Source organism: Streptomyces shinuiensis, assembly GCF_043660855.1.
Taxonomy (GTDB): Bacteria; Actinomycetota; Actinomycetes; order Streptomycetales; family Streptomycetaceae; genus Streptomyces.
Genome location: NZ_JBIHML010000004.1, coordinates 148154 through 167820 on the forward strand (window position 1 = coordinate 148154; position 19667 = coordinate 167820).

The 19667-nt window shown below is 73.9% G+C and carries 21 protein-coding genes; 15 read left to right on the forward strand and 6 right to left on the reverse strand.

Annotated features, from left to right (window positions below):
- Window positions 1-39 precede the first annotated feature (39 nt).
- A complete protein-coding gene (locus tag ACGRHY_RS28430; protein WP_394638528.1) occupies window positions 40-696 on the forward strand; it encodes a TetR/AcrR family transcriptional regulator in 657 nt (218 codons plus the stop codon).
- On the opposite strand, the gene ACGRHY_RS28435 is transcribed toward ACGRHY_RS28430, so the two are convergent.
- The 5 genes from ACGRHY_RS28435 to ACGRHY_RS28455 form a co-directional block, all read right to left on the reverse strand.
- Window positions 671-1816: an acyltransferase family protein gene (locus ACGRHY_RS28435; protein ID WP_394638571.1), complete on the reverse strand. Its 1146-nt coding sequence runs from the start codon at window positions 1814-1816 to the stop codon at window positions 671-673. The genes ACGRHY_RS28430 and ACGRHY_RS28435 overlap by 26 nt on opposite strands.
- 217 nt (window positions 1817-2033) lie before the next feature.
- Window positions 2034-3239, reverse strand: a complete 1206-nt coding sequence (locus ACGRHY_RS28440; RefSeq protein ID WP_394638529.1) for an LLM class flavin-dependent oxidoreductase — start codon at window positions 3237-3239, stop codon at window positions 2034-2036.
- Window positions 3236-4129 (reverse strand): arylamine N-acetyltransferase family protein, encoded by an 894-nt coding sequence (locus ACGRHY_RS28445; protein WP_394638530.1) that lies wholly within the window; start codon window positions 4127-4129, stop codon window positions 3236-3238. Before ACGRHY_RS28445 ends, ACGRHY_RS28440 begins: the two co-directional genes overlap by 4 nt.
- Window positions 4126-5433 (reverse strand): FAD-dependent oxidoreductase, encoded by a 1308-nt coding sequence (locus tag ACGRHY_RS28450; RefSeq protein WP_394638531.1) that lies wholly within the window; start codon window positions 5431-5433, stop codon window positions 4126-4128. The genes ACGRHY_RS28445 and ACGRHY_RS28450 overlap by 4 nt, the downstream gene beginning before the upstream one ends.
- Entirely contained in the window at window positions 5426-5995 is a 570-nt protein-coding gene (locus tag ACGRHY_RS28455) for a flavin reductase family protein (RefSeq protein ID WP_394638532.1), read from the reverse strand. Before ACGRHY_RS28455 ends, ACGRHY_RS28450 begins: the two co-directional genes overlap by 8 nt.
- 319 nt (window positions 5996-6314) lie before the next feature.
- On the opposite strand from ACGRHY_RS28455, the gene ACGRHY_RS28460 reads away from it, so the two are divergent.
- From ACGRHY_RS28460 to ACGRHY_RS28525, 14 genes are all read left to right on the forward strand, one after another.
- On the forward strand, window positions 6315-7145 hold the full coding sequence (locus ACGRHY_RS28460; RefSeq protein WP_394638533.1) for a 2-amino-3,7-dideoxy-D-threo-hept-6-ulosonate synthase: 831 nt from the start codon (window positions 6315-6317) through the stop codon (window positions 7143-7145).
- Between the two features lie 70 nt (window positions 7146-7215).
- On the forward strand, window positions 7216-8313 hold the full coding sequence (locus ACGRHY_RS28465) for a 3-dehydroquinate synthase II family protein (protein WP_394638534.1): 1098 nt from the start codon (window positions 7216-7218) through the stop codon (window positions 8311-8313).
- 113 nt (window positions 8314-8426) lie between these two features.
- Window positions 8427-9857: a class I adenylate-forming enzyme family protein gene (locus ACGRHY_RS28470; RefSeq protein WP_394638535.1), complete on the forward strand. Its 1431-nt coding sequence runs from the start codon at window positions 8427-8429 to the stop codon at window positions 9855-9857.
- Window positions 9854-11113 carry an enoyl-ACP reductase FabV gene (fabV, locus tag ACGRHY_RS28475; RefSeq protein ID WP_394638536.1) on the forward strand — a complete coding sequence of 420 codons (1260 nt, stop codon included), beginning with the start codon at window positions 9854-9856 and terminating at the stop codon, window positions 11111-11113. The genes ACGRHY_RS28470 and fabV overlap by 4 nt, the downstream gene beginning before the upstream one ends.
- Before the next feature lie 104 nt (window positions 11114-11217).
- Window positions 11218-11487 carry an acyl carrier protein gene (locus tag ACGRHY_RS28480; protein WP_391301624.1) on the forward strand — a complete coding sequence of 90 codons (270 nt, stop codon included), beginning with the start codon at window positions 11218-11220 and terminating at the stop codon, window positions 11485-11487.
- On the forward strand, window positions 11484-11735 hold the full coding sequence (locus ACGRHY_RS28485; RefSeq protein WP_391301626.1) for an acyl carrier protein: 252 nt from the start codon (window positions 11484-11486) through the stop codon (window positions 11733-11735). The genes ACGRHY_RS28480 and ACGRHY_RS28485 overlap by 4 nt, the downstream gene beginning before the upstream one ends.
- The gene (locus tag ACGRHY_RS28490) at window positions 11725-12900 is read left to right on the forward strand and encodes a beta-ketoacyl-[acyl-carrier-protein] synthase family protein (protein ID WP_394638537.1); all 1176 of its coding nucleotides are present in this window, start codon (window positions 11725-11727) and stop codon (window positions 12898-12900) included. Before ACGRHY_RS28485 ends, ACGRHY_RS28490 begins: the two co-directional genes overlap by 11 nt.
- Window positions 12897-13631: a beta-ketoacyl synthase N-terminal-like domain-containing protein gene (locus tag ACGRHY_RS28495; protein WP_394638538.1), complete on the forward strand. Its 735-nt coding sequence runs from the start codon at window positions 12897-12899 to the stop codon at window positions 13629-13631. The genes ACGRHY_RS28490 and ACGRHY_RS28495 overlap by 4 nt, the downstream gene beginning before the upstream one ends.
- The gene (locus ACGRHY_RS28500; protein ID WP_394638539.1) at window positions 13628-14053 is read left to right on the forward strand and encodes a PaaI family thioesterase; all 426 of its coding nucleotides are present in this window, start codon (window positions 13628-13630) and stop codon (window positions 14051-14053) included. Before ACGRHY_RS28495 ends, ACGRHY_RS28500 begins: the two co-directional genes overlap by 4 nt.
- Before the next feature lie 3 nt (window positions 14054-14056).
- Complete coding sequence (locus ACGRHY_RS28505; protein WP_394638540.1) at window positions 14057-14938, forward strand: MaoC family dehydratase; 882 nt, start codon at window positions 14057-14059, stop codon at window positions 14936-14938.
- On the forward strand, window positions 14889-16025 hold the full coding sequence (gene pdhA / locus ACGRHY_RS28510; RefSeq protein WP_394638541.1) for a pyruvate dehydrogenase (acetyl-transferring) E1 component subunit alpha: 1137 nt from the start codon (window positions 14889-14891) through the stop codon (window positions 16023-16025). The genes ACGRHY_RS28505 and pdhA overlap by 50 nt, the downstream gene beginning before the upstream one ends.
- The gene (locus tag ACGRHY_RS28515; protein ID WP_394638542.1) at window positions 16022-16993 is read left to right on the forward strand and encodes an alpha-ketoacid dehydrogenase subunit beta; all 972 of its coding nucleotides are present in this window, start codon (window positions 16022-16024) and stop codon (window positions 16991-16993) included. The genes pdhA and ACGRHY_RS28515 overlap by 4 nt, the downstream gene beginning before the upstream one ends.
- A 65-nt stretch (window positions 16994-17058) precedes the next feature.
- A complete protein-coding gene (locus tag ACGRHY_RS28520; protein ID WP_394638543.1) occupies window positions 17059-18462 on the forward strand; it encodes a dihydrolipoamide acetyltransferase family protein in 1404 nt (467 codons plus the stop codon).
- The gene (locus ACGRHY_RS28525; RefSeq protein WP_491630980.1) at window positions 18459-19187 is read left to right on the forward strand and encodes a methylmalonyl-CoA mutase family protein; all 729 of its coding nucleotides are present in this window, start codon (window positions 18459-18461) and stop codon (window positions 19185-19187) included. The genes ACGRHY_RS28520 and ACGRHY_RS28525 overlap by 4 nt, the downstream gene beginning before the upstream one ends.
- A 162-nt stretch (window positions 19188-19349) precedes the next feature.
- Here the strand turns inward: ACGRHY_RS28525 and ACGRHY_RS28530 are convergent, their stop codons facing one another.
- Window positions 19350-19655 carry a hypothetical protein gene (locus ACGRHY_RS28530; protein ID WP_394638544.1) on the reverse strand — a complete coding sequence of 102 codons (306 nt, stop codon included), beginning with the start codon at window positions 19653-19655 and terminating at the stop codon, window positions 19350-19352.
- Window positions 19656-19667 lie beyond the last annotated feature (12 nt).

The window sequence follows — 19667 nt, forward strand, 5'->3', positions numbered from 1 at the left end:
TCCATAAATCAAGTCGTGGACGTCCCAGGAGGAACAGCGGTGGCGAAGACCCAGGAGACGGCCCGGCCCCGCCCGCGCCGCACGCACGGCGGACGGGACCGCAGGGCGCAGATCCTCCAGGCGGCGGCAGAGGTGTTCGTCCGCGACGGCTTCGCGCGGGCGAGCGTCGACACCATCGCCGCCGAGGCGAAGGTGGCCAAGCAGACCCTCTACAACCACTTCGGTGACCGCGACTCCCTTGTGGCCGAAGTGGTGGCGGCGGCGATGGACCCGCTGGCCGGCCAGTTCGACACGCTGGTGCGCGAGACCATCGCCGCCCACGACGGCACCGACCTGCCGGCGCAGTTCCGGGACTTCGGCCGGCGCTGGGTGCGGCTGATGCTGGGTGACACCGCCGCGCTGCGCCGGCGGATCCTGGCGGAGGCCCCGCTGGAGGAGTCCCTGAGCCGGGTCCTGCACGGCCTCGACCGGGACGCGGGCATCCGTGCCGTGGCCGAGCAGCTCGCGCTGCTCGGCCGGGCTGGCTACCTGGACGTCGACGACACCGAGGCGGCGGCCCGGCAGCTGCGGGCCCTGCTGATCGGTGAGGCCCAGCTGGAGTCGACGCTCGGTCAGGTCCCGCTGGACGAGGCCGGCATCGACGCGGTGGTGGAGCGGGGCATCAGCATGTTCATGCGGGCGTACGGTCCGCGCTGACCGCGTCCGGGGACCGCTCGGTTCCTCCGGGGCCCGCCGAGGCGGCGGAGCGGGGACGCAGCCGCCGCATCAGCGGGACCTCGATCCACCGGTACGCCGCCCAGGCCACCAGCACGCACAGCGTGAGGCAGCCCAGCCCCACCGGGCCCACCAGCCAGGCCGGCAGGGCCGCCTCCTCGTCGGGCAGCACCCCCGCGGCGGCCAGCGCCGGGCGCAGCGCGCCCGAGACGACCGCGAGGAGCAGCAGCTGGAAGACGTACAGGCAGTACGAGATCTCGCCGAGGAACCGCATCACCCGCCCGCGCAGCGGCGACCAGGTGCCGCGCACGTCCGCCGTCGCCAGGGCGGCGATCAGCAGGACGAACGGCACACCCGGACCACGCCACTGGCCGCGCCGCACCAGCAGGGCGGCGCAGACGCCGGCGGCGAACTCCAGCGCGCGGAAGGCCGGCAGGACGTAGGTGAACCAGTACGGGAAGGGACCGCCGACCGGGCCGGTGGAGATGATCTCCTCGGCCGGGTAGGGCAGGTCCACCAGCTCGCCCAGGGTGTACGGCAGCACGAAGGCCCCCGCCACGGCTGCCGCCACGGTGGCGTACAGCGCGCTCGCGGGCAGCCGCCGCAAGGCGACGAAGAGCAGCGGCAGGATCGCGTAGAAGAAGGCCTCGCAGCTCAGCGACCAGGTCACCGGATTAAGGCCGAAGTACAGCGACTGGTCGGGGGTCCAGGACTGCAGCAGCGTCAGGTGCAGCACCACGTTGGTGCCCGACGGGGTCCGGCCCATACCGGCGAACATGAAGAAGGCCAGCACGGTCAAGACGAAGTAGACCGGGTAGATCTTCGCGAACCGCCGCCGCCAGAACCGGCTCACGGTGTCGGTCTCCGGACAGTACGTCCAGGCCAGCACGAAGCCGCTGAGGATGAAGAAGCAGCTCACCCCGATGGTGCCGGTGCCGAAGAACCAGTGCAGCACCGTGTCGGCGGGGCCGGTGTCGTCCGACCCCACTTCGCTGCCCGGTCTCAGCGCGGCCAGGTGTTCCCCGAACACCAGCAGCGCCGCCCACCAGCACAGGCCCGTCAGCGAATCCAGCCGGGAGCCGCGGCCGGCCAGCAGGTTCAGTTCGCGGGCACCGGGACGCTCCTGGCGGGCGAGCTTCGCGAAGGCGCCGGCGGCACGGCGGGACGGCCGGCGCGTGCCGGGGACGCGGGGCTGAGGGGACTCATCTGACCTCCGAGGGGGAACACCGGGCCCGCTCCGGGACCGGCGGGGCTGGACAGGGGTCGGGGCCGTCCACCGCGCGGGGTGCGCGGCGGACGGCCCCGGTGCCGGGGGCGGCTCAGTGGGAGCCGGTGCCGGCCGGCTCGGGCACCGGCAGGGCGGGCGCGGCCACCCCGGCGTCGGTGAACGCCTTCTGGAAGGCGCCGACGGCCTGGGCGACGAACTCGGACCTGTGCTCCCGCACCCACGCGGCGGAGGTCTCGAAGCCCTCCAGCGAGCCGTCGAAGCGCGGTGCGACGAAGCGCGCCAGGCGCTCGAAGGAGGCCCGGGTGTTCTCCCGGGACGCCCAGTCGGCGCCGGCGACCAGCAGGGTGCCGAAGCCTCCGCTGCTCTCGTACAGCTCCTCGACGCCCGCGGCGACCTCGTCCGGCGAGCCGACGATCGCGGCACCGTTCTCCACCAGGTACTCGATCTCCCGGCCCGGTTCGATGCCGAGCGCGTCGACCGGCAGGCCGACGACGTCGCCCCAGTAGCCGCGCAGCCAAGCCGCGGCGCCCTCGCGCAGCTCCTCCAGCGCCCGCTCGCGGGACTCGCCGACGTACACGTTGACCACCAGGCGCCAGTCGGCGCGGTCGACGGTGCGGCCCGCGGCCGCGGCGGCCTCCTCGGCGTACCGCCACTGGCGGCGCAGGTCGGGAGCGGTGCCGCCGGGGCGCGGCGATGCGAAGGACAGCGGGCTCAGGCCGTGCCGGCCGGCCAGCTGCATGCTGTGCGGGGAGGCGGCGCTGGAGATGGCCACCTCGATGCCGCCGGGACGGTAGGGGCGGTGCTGCAGGCGCGCGTCGCGCAGCGTGAACCAGTCGGTGGCGCGGTTGACCGGGCCCTCGCCGGCGAGGAGTTCGAGGACGGCCTCCAGGGACTCACCGGTCATCCGGCGCTGTTCGGAGGGGTGGATGCCCAGCATGTGCGCGTCACCGGGCGCCGAGCCCGCTCCCACGCCGAGCATCACGCGGCCGCGGGTCTGGTGGTCGAGCTGGACGATCCGCGAGGCCACGTGGAAGGGGTGGTGGTAGGGCAGGCTGGTGACGCCGGTGCCCAGGCGGATGCGGCGGGTGCGCTCGGCGGCCGCCGCGAGGAACACCTCGGGCGAGGAGACGGTGCCCCAGCCGCCGGAGTGGTGCTCGCCCACCCACACCTCCGCCAGGTCGAGTTCGTCCAGCCACCGCACGAGGTCCAGATCGCGCCAGAACTGGAGGGTGGGGCTCTCGCCGTGCGGGTGCAGGGGCGAGAGGAACGCGCCGAAGCCGATCTGCGGCCGGGTCATGCGGAGGTCTCCTCAAGAGTCGGGACGGAAGGGCCGGCTGCGCGGGCCGGGGTGCCGGCGGGATCGCCCACCAGGCGCTGCCAGATGCGGGCGCCGCGCTCGGCCAGGGTCGGATGGCCGACGAAGATCAGCGCGAGGGCGGCCCGGGCTGCCTCGGGGGTGTCGACCCGGCTGCTGCGCTCGGTACCGCCGTCGGAGGTCTCGATCAGCACGTCGTTGACGAGCGTGGCCTTGCCGGTGCCGGTCACCCGGGAGCACATCAGCGTGCGGGGGATGGGCGAGCCGGTGCCGGGGGTCAGGTAGAGGTCGAGGATGGTGGCGAAGTGCTCACCGCCGCGCGGTTCGAGGGTGAACCGGTGGATCGGGGACCACCGGCCGCCGGCTCCCGCGCGCTGGGCGATGTGGTCGCCGCCGTCCGGGTCGCGCAGCACGCGGAAGCGCCAGCCGTGCTCGGTGCACTCGCCGCCGTCCAGCCTCAGCGGCCTCACGGCGGTCAGCTGGGAGTACGCGACGTCGACGAGGTACCCGACGCCCTCGACCCGGACCACCAGGATCATGTGGTCGCCGGTGTCGGTGTACGCGCGGTCCTGCGGCAGCCAGGGACGGGAGGCGTGCGTGGTCACCTCGAAGCCGAGGTCGCCGAGGAGGGCGGCGAAGAGGTTGTTGACCTCCATGCAGGCCCCGCCGAGGTGGCGGACCACGACCTTCTCGTACACGCTGGCCGCGTCGATGCCGGGGACGAGGCCGTCGGGCCCGTCGAGCAGTTCGAAGGGCACGGCCCGCACATGGGCCCGGCACAGCGCGGTCAGCACGTCGAGGGTCGGTTCGAGCGGACCGTCGTACCCGATGCGCGCGAGGTACGAACGCCGCTGCTGGCCGGTCAGGTTCACGGGCGGGCCCCGGCGGACACGGCGGCCGACAGGGACGGCACGCCCTCGGGAACGGCCGCGGCGAACGCGGCACGCAGCTCGCTCTGGCCCAGGGCCAGCGGGGCGAAGTCCGGCAGGTGGCCAGCGCCGTCGCCCGCGTCCCCTCCGGCGGCCCGGCCCGCACGCGCCGCGAGGGCGTCGAGGTGCGCCTCCTGCATGTCCTGGAAGGCCTCGGTGAAGGGCCGGCGCACCGCCTCGAAGCGGTGCAGGGCCGCGGTGTCGCCCGCGGTCATGGCCTCGTCGGCGGCGGTCGCCACGCAGGCCGCGTCCTGGAGGGAGAGGTTCAGCCCTTGGCCGCCGTAGACGTGCACGCCGTGGGCGCTGTCGCCGACCAGGACGACGTTGCCGTCGGTCCAGCGCTCGGGGCGCACGATGTGGTGCAGGAACTCACGGACCTGGGAGCGGTCGGTGGTGTGCTCGCGGATCCAGTCGGCGGCCTGCGGCGCGGCCCGCGCGTAGCGCTCGGCGAGTGCTTCGAGCGGACCGTCGACGGCCGCGCCGGCCGTGTCCGGGTCGGTGATCCAAGCGAACAGCAGGGTCTCGTCGGCGATCGGGGTGCCCAGCACGTAGCCGTCGGCGGTGAAGGCGGCGCGCATCACCGGCCCCCAGGACCCGGGCAGCGGCAGGCGCAGCTCGGTGTAGCCGCACTTGAAGGCGCGGGCCGGGGCGCCGATGCCGACCATCTCCCGGACCGCCGAGCGCTTGCCGTCGCAGCCCACGATCAGCGACGGGTACAGGGTGCGCACGCCTTGGGCGTCCTCGAGTTCGATGCCGCGCACCCCGGGGGCGGCCCCGTCGCGCCGCACCAGGGCGCGCACCGTGGCGCCGTACACCAGCTCGGTGCCGGGGAGGGCGCGGACGGCGGCGGCGAGCACGTCGCGCAGCCGGACGATCGAGGTGGGCAGGGCGTGGGCGACGGGTGCGCCGGGCAGGTCGGCGTAGGCGTACGAGGCGACGGTGGCGCCGCCCGCGGCGACCTCGCCGTGGGTGACCGGGGTGGTGTTCGCGGCCAGTTCGGGCAGCAGGCCGAGACGGTCGAGGATGCCCAGGGTGGCGGGCTGCAGGATCGGGCAGATCCCGTTGCCGGGACCGCCGGGGACGGGCTCCTTCTCGCGCTCGATCAGCAGGACCCGGCGGCCCCGCAGGCCCAGCAGCAGACCGAGCAGCAGGCCCGCGGGCCCGGCGCCCACGATGGCGACCTCGGGGTCGGCGGGACCGGCCGGCCGCGGGAGGGGGCCGTGCTCGGTGCCGGACGGTTCAGACATGGGTGCTCTCCACCTCACGGGGCCTGCTCGGCGCAGGCACGGACAGTTGATCGGCGAGCTTGGGGTAACCGCCCGCCCAGAACAGCAGCGGCTGGGCCGGCCGCCCGAGGTGGACCTCGGTCACCCGGCCCAGGAAGAGGGTGTGGTCACCGCCCGGGTGGGCGGCCTCGACGGAGCACTCGAAGGCCGCCGGCGAACCGACCGCCAGCGCCGCGCCGTTGCGGCCGTGCCAGGAGCCGAGCCGGTGCCACGCCTCGGTGCCGCGGGGGCGCTCGGAGCGGCCCATCAGGGCCGCGAGCGGGCCCTGCTCCTCGGCCAGCACGCTGACGGAGAAGTCCTCGCCGTCGCTCAGCCGCCGGTGCAGCCGCCCGGCGGTGCGCACGCTCACCAGCAGCAGCAGGGGGTCGAGGGAGACCGACACCAGGGAGTTGGCGGTCATCGCCTCGGTGGTGGGACCTGAGCCGCAGGCGACGACGGTGACGCCGGTGCAGAACCGCCCCATCGCCCGGCGAAACTCCGCCCGGTCCGGGCGTATTCGCTCGTGGTCAACGGCCGAATTCATTGCCACCCGCCTTCCTCTTAGTCATGGCTCCATCCTTCATTCGGGCGGGAAAGGCGCCAGCCCCATCCGGGTACCCGTTCGGGGTGCACCCCCGGGGCGCACCGCCCGGTGACCCACGCCCGGCCAGGCCTTTTCACCGCACGGAGGTGGGGACCCGGATCCCTTGACCCGCCCGGAAACGGCCGCCTAAGTTCCTGGCCATCCGCTGCACCGCACTCGCCAGCAGCGATCCTGCCGACCATGTGACACCGCTGGGGAACATCACTCCCCAGGTGCTCCGCGGATTCGAATTCATCGTCCAGAAAGGGCGGTCATTCCCATGCCACATTCCCTTTCCAGTGGGAGGGAGATTCGCCTGAACCGCCTCTCGCGGCACGGCGACGAGCGTTATCTGTTCATTCCGCTGGACCATTCCGTGTCGGACGGACCGGTCGTCAACGCCGATGGATTCGATCGGCTCATGGGGTCACTCGTCGCCGGTGGCGCCGACGCGGTGATCGTCCACAAGGGCAGGGCACGCGGCATCGCCCCCCGCCACCTGCGGGAGTGCGCGCTGATCGTCCACCTGAGCGCAGGTACGTCCCGCGCCGCCGACACCAACCAGAAGGTCCTGGTCGCCAGCGTGGAGGAGGCCGTACAACTCGGCGCCGACGCGGTGAGCGTCCACGTCAACGTGGGATCCGACACCGAGAGCCGGCAATTGGCCGACCTCGGCGCCGTCGCCGCGGAGTGCGCGCGCTGGGAGATGCCGCTGCTCGCGATGATCTACCCGCGCGGTCCCCGGATCTCCGACCCGCACGAACCCGAACTCCTGGCCCACGTCGTGAACATCGCCGTGGACCTCGGCGCCGACCTGGTCAAGACCTCGGCCGCCGAGCCCATGAGCGCGATGGCGGACGTGGTGGCCAGCTGCCCGGTGCCGGTACTGGTCGCGGGCGGCCAGCCCAGCGGCCGGAGCCTGGCCCAGTACGCGCAGTCGGCCGTCGACGCCGGGTGCGCGGGGCTGGCCGTGGGCCGCCGGGTGTTCACCGACCCCGAGCCCGAGACCCTGGTCCGCGAGCTCGCCGCGATCGTGCACGCGCCGCGGCAGCAGCCGGTCGACCTCTCCGTGGACGTGCCCGAGCTGTACGGCACCGCCGTCACGCTCTGACCGGCGCGGCCCGTCCCCCGCCGAGGGCCCGCGTCCGCGTCCTCCTCCACCTCTTCCGATAGGGACTCCTGTGAAGTTCGCCTGGATCGACGTCCGTTCCGCCTCGCCCGAGCACCGTGGGGCCATCGTCGACGCTGCCATCCACGCCCGCGTCGACGGCATCGTCTCGGACGACCCCGCCCTCCTCACCACGCTGCCCACCACCGTGAAGCGCATCCTCGCCGACAGCCGGGTTGAGAGCGACGACTTCATCGTCCTCCACGACGTCGCCGACCGGAGCGCCCTGACCGGCCTCCGCACCCGCCACCAGGCCGGGGACAAGAACATCGCCGGACGGGTCAACGTCACCGACGACCCGACGCTGACGCTGGCCTGCGAGACCGCGATCGAACTCCCCTACACCCTGGTGGAGTTCAAGGACCCGACGAAGATCCCGCTCGAGATCGTCATCGCGGCCGCCGACCGCTCGCCCGGCCAGCTCGTCTGCAGGGCCGCGGACCTCGAAGAGGCCAAGGTCATCATCGACGTGCTCGAGAAGGGCTCCGAGGGCGTCCTCATCGCCCCCACCACCGCCAACGACGTCTTCGAACTCGTCGAGGCCCTGCGGGTGAAGACCCCCGACCTCGACCTCACTACGCTGACGGTCGACCGCATCGAGCACCTGGGCCTGGGCGACCGCGTCTGCATCGACACCACCTCGCACTTCGACCAGGACGAGGGCATGCTCATCGGCTCCTACGCACACGGGTTCATCCTGTGCGTCAGCGAGACCCACCCGCTGCCCTACATGCCCACCCGGCCCTTCCGCATCAACGCCGGCGCCCTGCACTCCTACACCTTCGGGCAGGACAACCGCACCAACTACCTCAGCGAGCTGAAGGCCGGCCACCCGGTCCTCGCCGTGGGCGCCGACGGCCGCACCCGCCGCATCACCGTCGGCCGCATCAAGCTCGAGTCGCGCCCGCTGCTGAGCATCCACGCCACGTCCCCCGAGGGCGTCGAGGTCAACCTCATCGTCCAGGACGACTGGCACGTCCGCGTCCTCGGCCCTGGCGCCAAGGTCCTCAACGTCACCGAGCTGAAGAAGGGCGACCAGGTCCTCGGCCACATCGCGACCGACAAGCGTCACGTCGGCTGGCCCGTCGGCGAGTTCTGCGTCGAGAAGTAGGCCGGGGCCCGGACGGCCCGGGCCCGGGAAGCAGGCCGGTCCGGCGGGTGCGCCCCGCCCCCCCCCGCGGGGTCGCACCCGACCCGGCCGCCCGAACACTTTCGGAGAGGTCAATGGAGAACGCGCGGTTCAAGGGCTGGATCGCGGACATGCTCCGCCGGCAGCCCGCCGACACGGTCTGGGCCCGGGCCCGGACCGAGGTGACCTGGGGCACCCTGCGCACCAGGGTCACCGAACTGGAGCGGCTGTTCGAGCTCCAGGGCATCCGGCCCGGTTCGACCGTGGCCGTGCAGATGGCGCCCAGCTTCACCTACCTGTGGACCGTGCTGGCCCTGTGGTCCCGCGGCGCCCAGGTGATCCTGATGGACTCGCGGCTCACCCGCGCCGAGGTGGACCGGCTGCTGAACCTGTGCGAACCCAGGTTCATGATCAGCTCGGGTTCCTCCGGCGTGGTCCGGGTCGTCTTCCAGGACGAGTGCGAGGTGCAGGTCGAGGTCCGGCGCACCGGCCACACCGTCGGCAACCCCCACGTCCTGCTGCAGTTCAGCTCCGGCTCGACCGGCTACCCGAAGGTGATCGGACGGACCGCGCGGTCGCTGCTGGCCGAACTGGACGCCTTCGCCGCCCTGCCGGAGATGCCGAAGGCCGGCGAGCGGGTGCTGCTGAGCAACTCGCTGACCCACTCCTTCGGACTGATCGGTGGCTTCCTGCACGCGCTGCGGGCGGGCGCGACGCTGGTGTTCACGCCGAACGCACAGCCCCGCACGCTGCTGTCGACCCTGGTGGAGTCACGGGCCGACGTGCTCTTCGGCGTCCCCTTCCACTTCGAGCTGCTCACCCGCATCACCGACTGGAGCCCACTGCCCGGCCTGCGGCTGGCCGTGTCCGGCGGCGAGGTGATCGGCCCCGAGGTCTACGAGCGCTTCCACGAGCGGTACGGGGTGCGGATCGGACAGGCGTACGGCATGACCGAGACCGGCATCATCGCCACCGACCTGACGGGCCGTCTGGCACCGCCCGCCGTCGGCCACCCGGTGCCGGGCACCGAGGTCCGGGTGCGCGACGGCGAGCTGCAGGTGCGCGCCGACGTCTCGCCCTACCTGTACATCAACGACATCGCGAGCCGGTACGCGGACGGCTGGCTGCGCACCAACGACCTGGCGGCGCTCGACCCGGAGACGGGCGCGCTGTCGGTGCGGGGGCGCAGCGACTCACTGGTGGTCATCGGCGGTCTGAAGGTGGACCTGCGCGAGGTGGAGCTGGCCCTGGCCGAACACCCGGCCGTGACCGAGGCGGTGGTGCTGTTCAGCGGCACCATCGAGGCCTTCGTCGGGGTCACCGGCGGGGTCACCGCCCGGGAGCTCCAGGCGTGGTGCCGCGACCGGATCAGCCACTTCAAGATCCCGCGCCGGTTCGAGCTGGCTCCGGCGATCCCCCGGACCAGCAACGGCAAGCTGGTGCGCAACCGCGAACTGCTGCTGGCCCGTATGGGCCCGTCGACGAGGTCCGTCGCCCCGGCCGGACCGGTCGGAGGTGTGCGGTGATCGTCCAGCCCATGCTGCGCGGCACGCTGTGCGCCAACGCCCATCCCGACGGCTGCGCCGAGCGGGTCCGGGCGCAGATCGCCGCGGTCCGCTCCCGGCCCGGCCCGACCGGCCCCGACCGTCCGCGCAACGTCCTGGTCGTCGGGGGATCGGCGGGCCTGGGCCTGGCGACCCGGATCTCGGCGGCCTTCGGCGCCGGCGCCGCCACCCTGAACGTCTGCCAGGAGTCCCCCGGCACCGCGAAGCGGACGGGCACGGCCGGCTGGTACAACACCGCCGCGCTGGAGGAGGAGCTGGCCCGGGCCGGACTGTACGGGCGCACTGTGGTCGGCGACGCCTACAGCGACGCGGTCAAGGAGCACACGGTGCGCACCGTCCGCGACGACCTCGGCCAGGTGGACCTGGTGGTCTACAGCCTGGCCGCGCCGCGCCGCACCCACCCGGCGACCGGGCACACCCACCGTTCGGCGCTCAAGACCCTCGGCTGGCCGTTCACCACCAAGGCGTACGACGCGGCCACCCGCGAGGTGGCGACCGCCACGGTGGAGCCCGCCACCGAGCAGGAGATCGAGGACACCGTCGCGGTCATGGGCGGTGACGACTGGCGGCGCTGGATCCACGCCCTGAGCGCGGGCGGGGTGCTCGCCCCGCAGGCCGTGACGGTCGCCTTCAGCTACGTCGGCAACACGAGGCTGGCGCCGACGTACCGGAGCGGCACGCTGGGTCTGGCCAAGGAGGACCTGGAGGCCACCGGGCGGGAACTGGACGCCGTGCTGCGCCCGCGGGGCGGCCGGGCGCTGACCGCCGTGATGCGGGCCATGGTCACCCAGGCCAGCTCGGTGATCCCGGCGCAGACCCTGTACACCGTCGTGCTGACCCGCGTGATGCTGGAGATGGGCCTCCAGGAGGGCCCGATCGAGCAGGCGCACCGGCTCCTGACCAAGCGGCTCTACTCCGGGGGCGACACCCGGCTGCTGGAGGGGCCGCCGCACCCCACGACCGACGAACTGGGCCGGCTGCGCCTGGACGACCTGGAACTGCGGCCCGACGTGCAGGCGGAGGTGGACCGGCGGCTGGCCCTGGTCACCAGCGAGAACGTCGCCGAGCTGGGCGCGCCCTGCGCGCACCGGGCGGAGTGGCTGGCCCTGAACGGCTTCGGGCTCCCCTCGGTCGACTACGCGGCCGACACCGATCCGGTACGGGAGCTGACCGATCCCGTGCTCGTGCCGGCGCGGCCGGCCCTCTCCCCGGCCTGAGCGCCCGCACCCCGCTTCCTTCCCCCCGACCCGCTCAGCCCCCCGGTGCCCGGACCCCACACCGCGCGCCGCACCGATCGCACCCACCGACAAGGAGTACCGCCGTGTCCGAGATCCGTTCCTTCGTCATCGGCATCATCAGCGAGATCGCCCCGAGCGTCACCGAGGACGTCTCCGACGACCTGCCGCTCGGCCCGGGTGGCCTGGAGCTGGAGTCCCTCGCCCTGGTCGAGCTGCTGGTCCAGGTCGAGCACGAGTTCGGCGCCAAGATCGCCGACGAGGACCCGGCGGCCCAGCCGGACGCCACCCTGGGGCAGTTCGTCGCGGCCGTCGAGCGTGCCCGGGACGGCGCGGCCGAAGAGGCCGCGGCGTGATCGACAGCGCCGAGATCCGCCGGCTCCTCACCCACCACAAGATCGTCCCGGAGGACTTCGAGGAACTGGGCGAGGACACCCCCCTGACCCTCGACTCCCTGGCCCTGGTCTGGCTCCAGCACGTACTGGACGAGGAGCACGGCATCAGCATCGACCCGTACGGGCCGGACCTGGAGTTCTTCACCTCGGTCCGCGGGATCCACACGTACCTGAGCACACTCACGGAAGGAGGCATCGATGCCGCTTGACGTCCGGGTCACCGGATACGAGACGTTCTCCGCCTTCGGTGCCGGTGCGGACGTCCTGCGCGAGCGGGTCTTCGCGGGCCGTCCCGCGTTCGCGCCCATCACCCGCTTCGACACCGTGCCGTTCCGCAACACTTACGGGGCCACGTACGGCGGCCCCGGGCAGGCGCCCCGGCAGCTGGAGACCGTACAGGACTGCGTACGCGGTGCGCTGGCGGCCGCCAAGCTCGACCCGGCGGACCTGGACCCGGCCCGGACGGCCGTCCTCATCGGCACCCAGGGCGACTTCACCGGCCTGCACTCCTTCTGGGCCGACCGGGCCGCCGGCCGGCCGGGCGACCCGGCCGAGGCGCACCGCAGCTTCGCGGGGTCGATCCCCGAGGCGGTCGCCGCCGGCCTGGGGCTGACCGGACCGCGGGCGGCCTTCATCAACGCCTGCGTCGCCTCCGCGAGCGCCGTGATCCACGCGTGCCGCATGATCACCGCCGGGCAGGTGGACGTCGCCGTGGTCGGCGGGGTCTACCTCGTCGACGAGGAGCAGTTCGCCAAGTTCGACTCCGGGCGCACCTTCGCCCGGGACGGTCGGCTGCGGGCCTTCGCCGCGGGGCGCAGCGGCATGCTGCTCGGCGACGGCGCGGCCGCCTTGGTCCTGGAGTCGCCCGAACACGCGCTGCGGCGCGGCGCCCGGTCGCTGGCCCGCGTCCCCGGTTTCGGCGCGGCGGCCGACGCCCACCACGTGGTCCAGCCGCACCCGCGGGGCGCGGGCATGGGCCGGGCGATCACCCGGGCGCTGGCCTCGGCGGGCCTGGCGGGCGAGGAGATCGGCTACGTCAACGCCCACGGCACCGGCACCCGGCTGAACGACCCGGCCGAGACGGCCGCGCTGCGGGGCGCCTTCGGCGCGCACGCGGACCGCCTGCCGGTCAGCTCCACCAAGAGCACCACGGGCCACATGCTCGAGGCCACCGGAGCGGTGGAGCTCGTCATCTGCCTGATGGCGCTGGAGGAGCAGGCCGTGCCGCCCACCTCCGGCTACGACGACGCCGACCCGGAGTGCGATCTGGACTGCGTACCGAACGAGGCCCGGACGGCGCGGCTGGAGCGGGTGCTCTCGCTCAACGCCGGCTTCGGGGGCCTGAACACCGCCATCATCCTGGAGCAGCCGTGACCGTCACCCCCACCGGCACCACCTCCGTCCGGCAGCCGGCCGTCGTCGCGGCGGCCGTGGTGGACACCGCGACGGAGCACGGGGAACTGCCGGGCGTGCCCGGGTTCGTGGTGTCCGCCTTCAACCCGCTGGTCCGCGAGACGGTACGGCGCTGCCTGGGCGATCCCGGGACGCCGGACGTGCCGAACCCGCTGACCGGGCCGTTCCCGGACAGCACCGCGATCGTGCTGGCCACCGTGGCCGCGGACGCGACCACCTCCGACACCGCCAGCCGGAAGCTCGTCTCCGGCCGGGTGCACAACCCGCTGCTGTTCTTCCAGTCGGTGACCACCTCGATCGTCGGGCACCTGGCGATCGAGTACGGGCTGACCGGCCCCATCCACTGCGTCGCCGCGGACCACGGGGCGGACACCACGGCCCTGGACGCGGCCGAGCTGCTCCTGCTGGACGACACGATCGACCAGGTCCTCGTCATCGGCGTGGAACTGGCCGCCAACCCGCGCACCGCCGCCGCCTTCGAGCGGCTGGCCGCCCTGGGACACGACGGGCGTCCGCCGGCCGCCGACCTCGCGGTGGCCCTGCTGCTGCGGAGACCCGGCGCGGACGACCGGACCGCGGTGCCCGCCGAGCCCGGGACGGCCGACCCGGGCCCGGACGTCGCCGCGGGCCACCTGTACCGCCTGGCCGCGCTGACCGAGCGCGCGCGGCGCCCCCTGGGAGAGGAACGATGAAGCAGTCCCTGGAAGAGCTGATGGCCTTCATGCCGCCGGAGCTGGTGGCCGAACAGCTGATCACCAAGCTGGGCATCGAGATCACCGAATGGTCGGCCGAGCGCGTGGTCGCGACCATGCCCGTGCGCGGCAACCTCCAGCCCTTCGGGCTGCTGCACGGCGGGGCGACCGCGGCCCTGGCCGAGACCCTGGGGTCGCTGGCCGCCGGTGCCCACGTGGCACCGGACGGGATGCTGGTGGGGCTGGAGCTGAACGTCACCCACCATCGCGCGGCCCGCGAGGGCCTGGTCACCGGCGTGTGCGAGCCGCTGCACCAGGGCACCCAGGTCGGCACGTACCAGATCACCGTGCGCGACCACCGTGACCAACTGGTCTCCACGGCCCGGTTGACCTGCCTGCTGCGCAGGCGTCCGGGGCGCTGAGCGATGGCCCCGACCCTCTCACCGGCGCCGTCCCACGGCGTCGCGGCCGGCACCGTACTGACCGGACGTCACCTGGTGACCGCCCGGGACGCCGAGGCGTTCCGCGCGCTGTGCGCGGTCGCCTCCGCGGTGCCGCTGACCGGGGCCGTGCCCGGCACGGTCGCGCCCGCCCAGCTCGCGGCCGTCGCCCTGCGCATGTGCGAGCGGCTGCTGGAAACCGGTCCCGCGCCCGGTGGCCTGGTGGCCGTCCACGGCACGCAGCGGCTGCGCGTGGAGCGCGCGGCGGCCGTCGGCGAGCCGCTGGTCTCCCGCGCGGAGGTCCGCTCGGTGCGGCCGCTGGGCACGGGCACGGCGACGGAGGTGGCGGTGGCCCTCACCGCCGGCGACGGCTCGGCCGTCGCCGAGTCCGTGTCCCTGCTGGTGCACTCGCCCGGACCCGCCGCACGGCCGGCACCGGCCGCCGCTCGCCCGGCCGCCCCGCCGGCCGCACCGGAAGGCGCGCGCTGCTCCTCCTACACCGTGACCCGGGAGCTGGTACGCCGGTACGCGGAGCTCTCCGGCGACCACAACCCGATCCACCTCTCGCCCGACGCCGCCCGCGCGGGGGGCTTCGACGACCTGATCGCGCACGGCATGCTGACCTTCGCGCTGGTGGCGCACCACCTGGCCGGGACCGTCGGCGAAACGGCCCGCACGGAGCTGCAGTTGCGCTTCTCCCGGCCCCTGACGGTGCCCGCGGAGGGTGCCACCCTGACCGTTCGCGACCTGCCCGCGGCCGGCGGCGCGCTCGCGGTGACCGCCGTCGACGGCGCGGGCCTGCCGGTCGCCGGCGGCCGTGCCGCCCCGTGCTCCCACCGACAGGAGCGAGGACGTGACCGTGACTGAACCGACCCCCATGGTGCAGTTGCTGACCCCCGAGGGCGAGCGCACGGCCCACCCCGGCTTCCCCCTGGACCCCACGCCCGAGGAGGTCCGGGGCCTCTACCGCGACATGGTGCTGGTGCGCCGCTTCGACGGGGAGGCCGCGGCCCTGCAGCGCCAGGGCGAACTGGGCCTGTGGACCCAGTCCCTGGGACAGGAGGCCGCCCAGGTGGGCTCGGGGCGGGCACTGCGCCCGGCCGACTACGCGTTCCCGACGTTCCGCGAGCACGGGGTGGCTTGGTGCCGCGGGGTGGACCCGGTGAGCCTGATGGGCATGTTCCGCGGGGTCAACCACGGCGGCTGGGAACCCGACGAGAAGAACTTCCACCTCTACACGATCGTCATCGGCGCGCAGACCCTGCACGCCACCGGCTACGCGATGGGCGTGGCCAGGGACGGCGGGGACCAGGCAGTCATCGCCTACTTCGGCGACGGCGCCTCCAGCCAGGGCGACGTCGGGGAGGCCTTCACCTTCGCCGCGGTGTACGACGCGCCGGTGGTGTTCTTCTGCCAGAACAACCAGTGGGCCATCTCCGAGCCCGCCGAACGCCAGTCGCGCGTCCCGCTGGCCCGGCGGGCCGACGGCTTCGGCTTCCCCGGCGTCCGGGTGGACGGCAACGACGTACTGGCCTGTCTGGCCGTGACCCGGTGGGCGCTTGACCTCGCCCGGCGGGGCGAAGGACCGGTGCTGGTGGAGGCGTTCACGTACCGCATGGGCGCGCACAGCACCTCCGACGACCCCGGCCGCTACCGCACCAGGGCCGAGGAGGAGCTGTGGGCGGCCCGCGACCCGATCGACCGGGTGCGCCGGTACCTGCTGCGCGAGGGCTGGGCGGACCAGGCGTTCCTCGACACGGTCGCGGCGGAGAGCGACGAGCTGGCGCGCGACGTGCGCCGGCGCGTGCGGGCGATGGCCGACCCCGACCCGGGGGCGATCTTCCGGCACGTCTACGCGGGACCGCACCCCCTCGTCGAGGAGGAGCGGACGCGGTACGAGCACTACCTCGCGGGATTCGACACGGCTGGCACGGCGCAGGGAGGGCTGCGATGACCCGGGCCACACTCGTCCAGGCGCTCAACTCCGCGCTGCGCGCGGCGCTCGAGGAGGACTCCAGGACCCTGGTCATGGGGGAGGACGTGGGCCGGCTCGGCGGTGTCTTCCGGGTCACCGAGAGCCTGCAGAAGGACTTCGGCGAGGACCGGGTCCTCGACACCCCGCTGGCCGAGTCCGGGATCGTCGGCACCGCCATCGGCCTGGCCCTGCGCGGCCACCGTCCGGTGCTGGAGATCCAGTTCGACGGCTTCGTCTACCCGGCCTTCGACCAGATCGTCAGCCAGCTCGCCAAGATGCACGCCCGCTCGCTGGGCAAGGTCAGGCTCCCGGTGACGATCCGCATCCCGTACGCGGGCGGCATCGGCGCGGTGGAGCACCACAGCGAGTCCCCCGAGGCGCTGTTCGCGCACACCGCGGGGCTGCGCGTGGTGACCCCGTCGAACAGCGATGACGCGCACTGGATGCTGCGCCAGGCGATCGCCGCAGACGATCCGGTGATCTTCCTCGAGCCCAAGCGGCGGTACTGGGACAAGGGCGAGGTGGGGCGGACCCCGGCCCGCTCCCTGCACGAGGCGGCGGTGGTCCGGCCCGGCCGGGACCTGACGCTGCTCGCGTACGGGCCGATGGTCAAGGTCTGCCTGGACGCCGCGGACGCGGCGCGGGAGGAGGGCCGCAGCCTGGAGGTGGTGGACCTGCGCTCGCTGTCACCCGTGGACTTCGGCACGCTCCGGTGCTCCGTGGAACGGACCCGGCGGGCGGTGGTGGTGCACGAGGCGCCGGTGTTCCTCGGCATGGGCGCGGAGCTCGCGGCCCGGCTGCACGAGGAGTGCTTCTACGCCCTGGAGGCCCCGGTGCTGCGGGTCGGCGGGTTCCACGCGCCGTATCCGCCGTCCCGGGTGGAGGACGCGTACCTGCCCGACCCGGACCGGGTGCTGGAGGCCGTGGACCGGGCCCTCGCCCACTGAGCCGCCGTGGCGACCCGCGCCACCGTCCGTACCGCCGCACCCCCGCGACCCGAGGAAGACGACCCATGACTGCCACGCTGACCTTCCGCATGCCCGACGTGGGCGAGGGGCTGGTCGAGGCCGAGATCCTCGCCTGGCTCGTCGCCGTGGGCGACACCGTCACCGACGGGCAGCCCGTGTGCGAGGTGGAGACCGCCAAGGCGGCGGTGGAGCTGCCCATCCCGTACGACGGCACCGTCGCCGAGATCCTCAGCCCGCCGGGCACGACGGTCGAGGTCGGCGCGCCCATCATCACCGTCCGGTCGGCAGGGGCCGGCCGGGACACGGAGCCGGCCGCCGGACCGGCGGCGCCCGGGGCCCCGGAGCCCGAGCCGTCCGGCGCGGTACTGGTCGGCTACGGACCGAGGACGAACTCCGCCCCGACCCGCCGGCGCCGCAAGGCACCCGCCGCGGGGGCCGACCCCACCGTGACCGCGACGGTCGCGGCACCCGCACCGACCGCGACGGTCGCGGCACCCGCGATGCCCGTAGCGCCCGCAGCGGACGTACCGACCGCAGCGGGCGCGCCGACCGCCGGTGTGCCGGTGCGGGCGAAGCCGCCGGTGCGCAAGCTGGCCAAGGAGCTCGGCGTGGACCTGTCCGCCGTGCCGGCGACCGGGCCGCACGGGGTGGTCACACGCGAGGACGTGCTGGCCGCCGCCGCACCGGAACCCGTACCGGAGCCCGCCCCCGCCCCGGCACCGCGGCCGGCGCCCGTCCGGGACGGCGCGCACGAGACGCGGATTCCGGTGCGAGGGGTGCGCAGGGCCACCGCCAGGGCCATGGTCGCGTCGGCCTTCACCGCACCCCATGTCACGGAGTTCATCGACGTGGACGTGAGCCGCACGATGAAACTGGTGCGGCGCCTGCGGAACTCCGGCGAGCTGGGCGAGGCCCCCGTCGGCCCGCTGCTGTTCGTGGCCGCCGCCTATCTGGCTGCCGTACGCCGGCACCCGGCGATCAACGCCTCCTGGGACGAGGAGAACCAGGAGATCGTCCTCAGGCACCAGGTGAACCTGGGCATCGCCGCCGCCACCGAACGCGGCCTGATCGTGCCGAACATCAAGGACGCCGGCCGGCTCACCCTGGCCGAACTCGCCGACGCCCTGGGCGCCCTGGTGCGCACGGCACGCGCGGGCCGGGCCGCTCCCGGCGACCTGGCCGGCGGCACCACGACGATCACCAACATCGGCGTGTACGGGGTCGACGGCGGCACCCCGCTGCTCAACCCCGGCGAGGCGGCGATCCTGGCCGTCGGCGCGATACGCACCCGGCCCTGGACGCACAAGGGCAGGGTGGTGCCGCGTGAGGTCGCCACCCTGTCGCTGTCGTTCGACCACCGGCTGGTCGACGGCGAACTGGGCTCGAAGGTGCTCGCCGACACCGCCGCGGTGCTGGAGCACCCCCGGCGTCTCCTGTGGTGGCGGTGACCGGCGTGGTGACGACGGTGGTGGTGTGCAACGGCCGCCTGCGTGAGCTCCTCGCCCACGGGGACCGGGAGCTGCCGGTCGCCTTCGACCTGCCGACGCGGCTGGGCCGCGACTCCGACAGTCCGCCGGCCGCGGGGCACGTCGGGCGGACGGGGGTCGCGATCGACTCGCTCGACGACATGCGGGTGCTGTTCGCCGGGATCCCGCTGCACCGGGTGTCCCCGGCGATGGCCGGCGGGGCTCCGGCGGCCATCATGCTACTGCTCTACCACCTGGTGGCGGAGGAACGGGGGGTGCCAGGGCACGGGCTGTCCGGCACGGTGCTCTCCGCCTTCAAGGAGTACGCGGTGGGCCGGACGCACATCTTTCCGCCCCACCCCACCCGGCGGCTGGCGGCCGATCTGCTGGCCTACTGCCGGGCGGAGGTGCCGCGGTGGCGGACCGTGCCCGCGGCCGCCCACGCCATCGGCACCCTGGTGCGCGGCGGGCCGACGGCGGAGGTCCGGCAGCGGGAGCGGATCGCCAAACTGCGGGCCTGGCGCTGCCAGGACCGGGTCACGGCTGCGCTGGCGCGGCTGGAGGCCGACGCCGCGGACCGGGGAGGCAACATCCTGTACCCGATGAAGTCGGCGCTGGCCGCGGGCGCCACGGTCGGCGAGGTCTGTGACGTGCTGCGCGCCGAGTGGGGTGCCCATCCGGCGCACCCGTCCGAGGGGCACGGTTGACCACCCCTGCTGGGGACCTCCGGAGGGGCCTCCGTATGGAGGCCCCTCCGGAGGTCCGTCAGGACGGGGCATCTTGCAGGGACCGGGAGACACGGCCCCAGGCCCACACCCCCGGACGGTGTTCACCGCCGACTGTGAGGGGCATGGTCTGCGCGGCGAAGGTCACGCACAGCAGCAGCCGGTCATGTCGCCGGGAGCGTGTCCGGCGGCAATCCGGCCGTCGCGCCGAGCGCGTTCGACCATGCCGATAACCTGCTCGACCACTTGGCCCAGCGGATGGCCGGGCAGCTGCGCCTCGGCCTCGTCGGTCAGCAGCCGGAAGGCCGCCCGCAGCCGTACGTCGTCGTGCAGGCACTGGGCCAGTCCGACGACGAAGCGGCCGAGGTCGGACAGCGGGTCGTCATCCCGTGCCAGGGTGCTCAGCCCCTCGACCCTGGCCAGGCCGTGGTTCTTGAGGGTGTCGGCCACGGCCTCCTTGGA

Coding starts and splice junctions, on each gene's coding strand:
- ACGRHY_RS28500 (WP_394638539.1), top strand. CDS start 13,628: ATGAAGCAGTCCCTGGAAGAGCTGATGGCCTTCATGCCGCCGGAGCTG.
- ACGRHY_RS28455 (WP_394638532.1), bottom strand. CDS start 5,995: ATGAATTCGGCCGTTGACCACGAGCGAATACGCCCGGACCGGGCGGAG.
- ACGRHY_RS28490 (WP_394638537.1), top strand. CDS start 11,725: ATGCCGCTTGACGTCCGGGTCACCGGATACGAGACGTTCTCCGCCTTC.
- ACGRHY_RS28470 (WP_394638535.1), top strand. CDS start 8,427: ATGGAGAACGCGCGGTTCAAGGGCTGGATCGCGGACATGCTCCGCCGG.
- ACGRHY_RS28505 (WP_394638540.1), top strand. CDS start 14,057: ATGGCCCCGACCCTCTCACCGGCGCCGTCCCACGGCGTCGCGGCCGGC.
- ACGRHY_RS28460 (WP_394638533.1), top strand. CDS start 6,315: ATGCCACATTCCCTTTCCAGTGGGAGGGAGATTCGCCTGAACCGCCTC.
- ACGRHY_RS28440 (WP_394638529.1), bottom strand. CDS start 3,239: ATGACCCGGCCGCAGATCGGCTTCGGCGCGTTCCTCTCGCCCCTGCAC.
- ACGRHY_RS28515 (WP_394638542.1), top strand. CDS start 16,022: ATGACCCGGGCCACACTCGTCCAGGCGCTCAACTCCGCGCTGCGCGCG.
- ACGRHY_RS28520 (WP_394638543.1), top strand. CDS start 17,059: ATGACTGCCACGCTGACCTTCCGCATGCCCGACGTGGGCGAGGGGCTG.
- ACGRHY_RS28450 (WP_394638531.1), bottom strand. CDS start 5,433: ATGTCTGAACCGTCCGGCACCGAGCACGGCCCCCTCCCGCGGCCGGCC.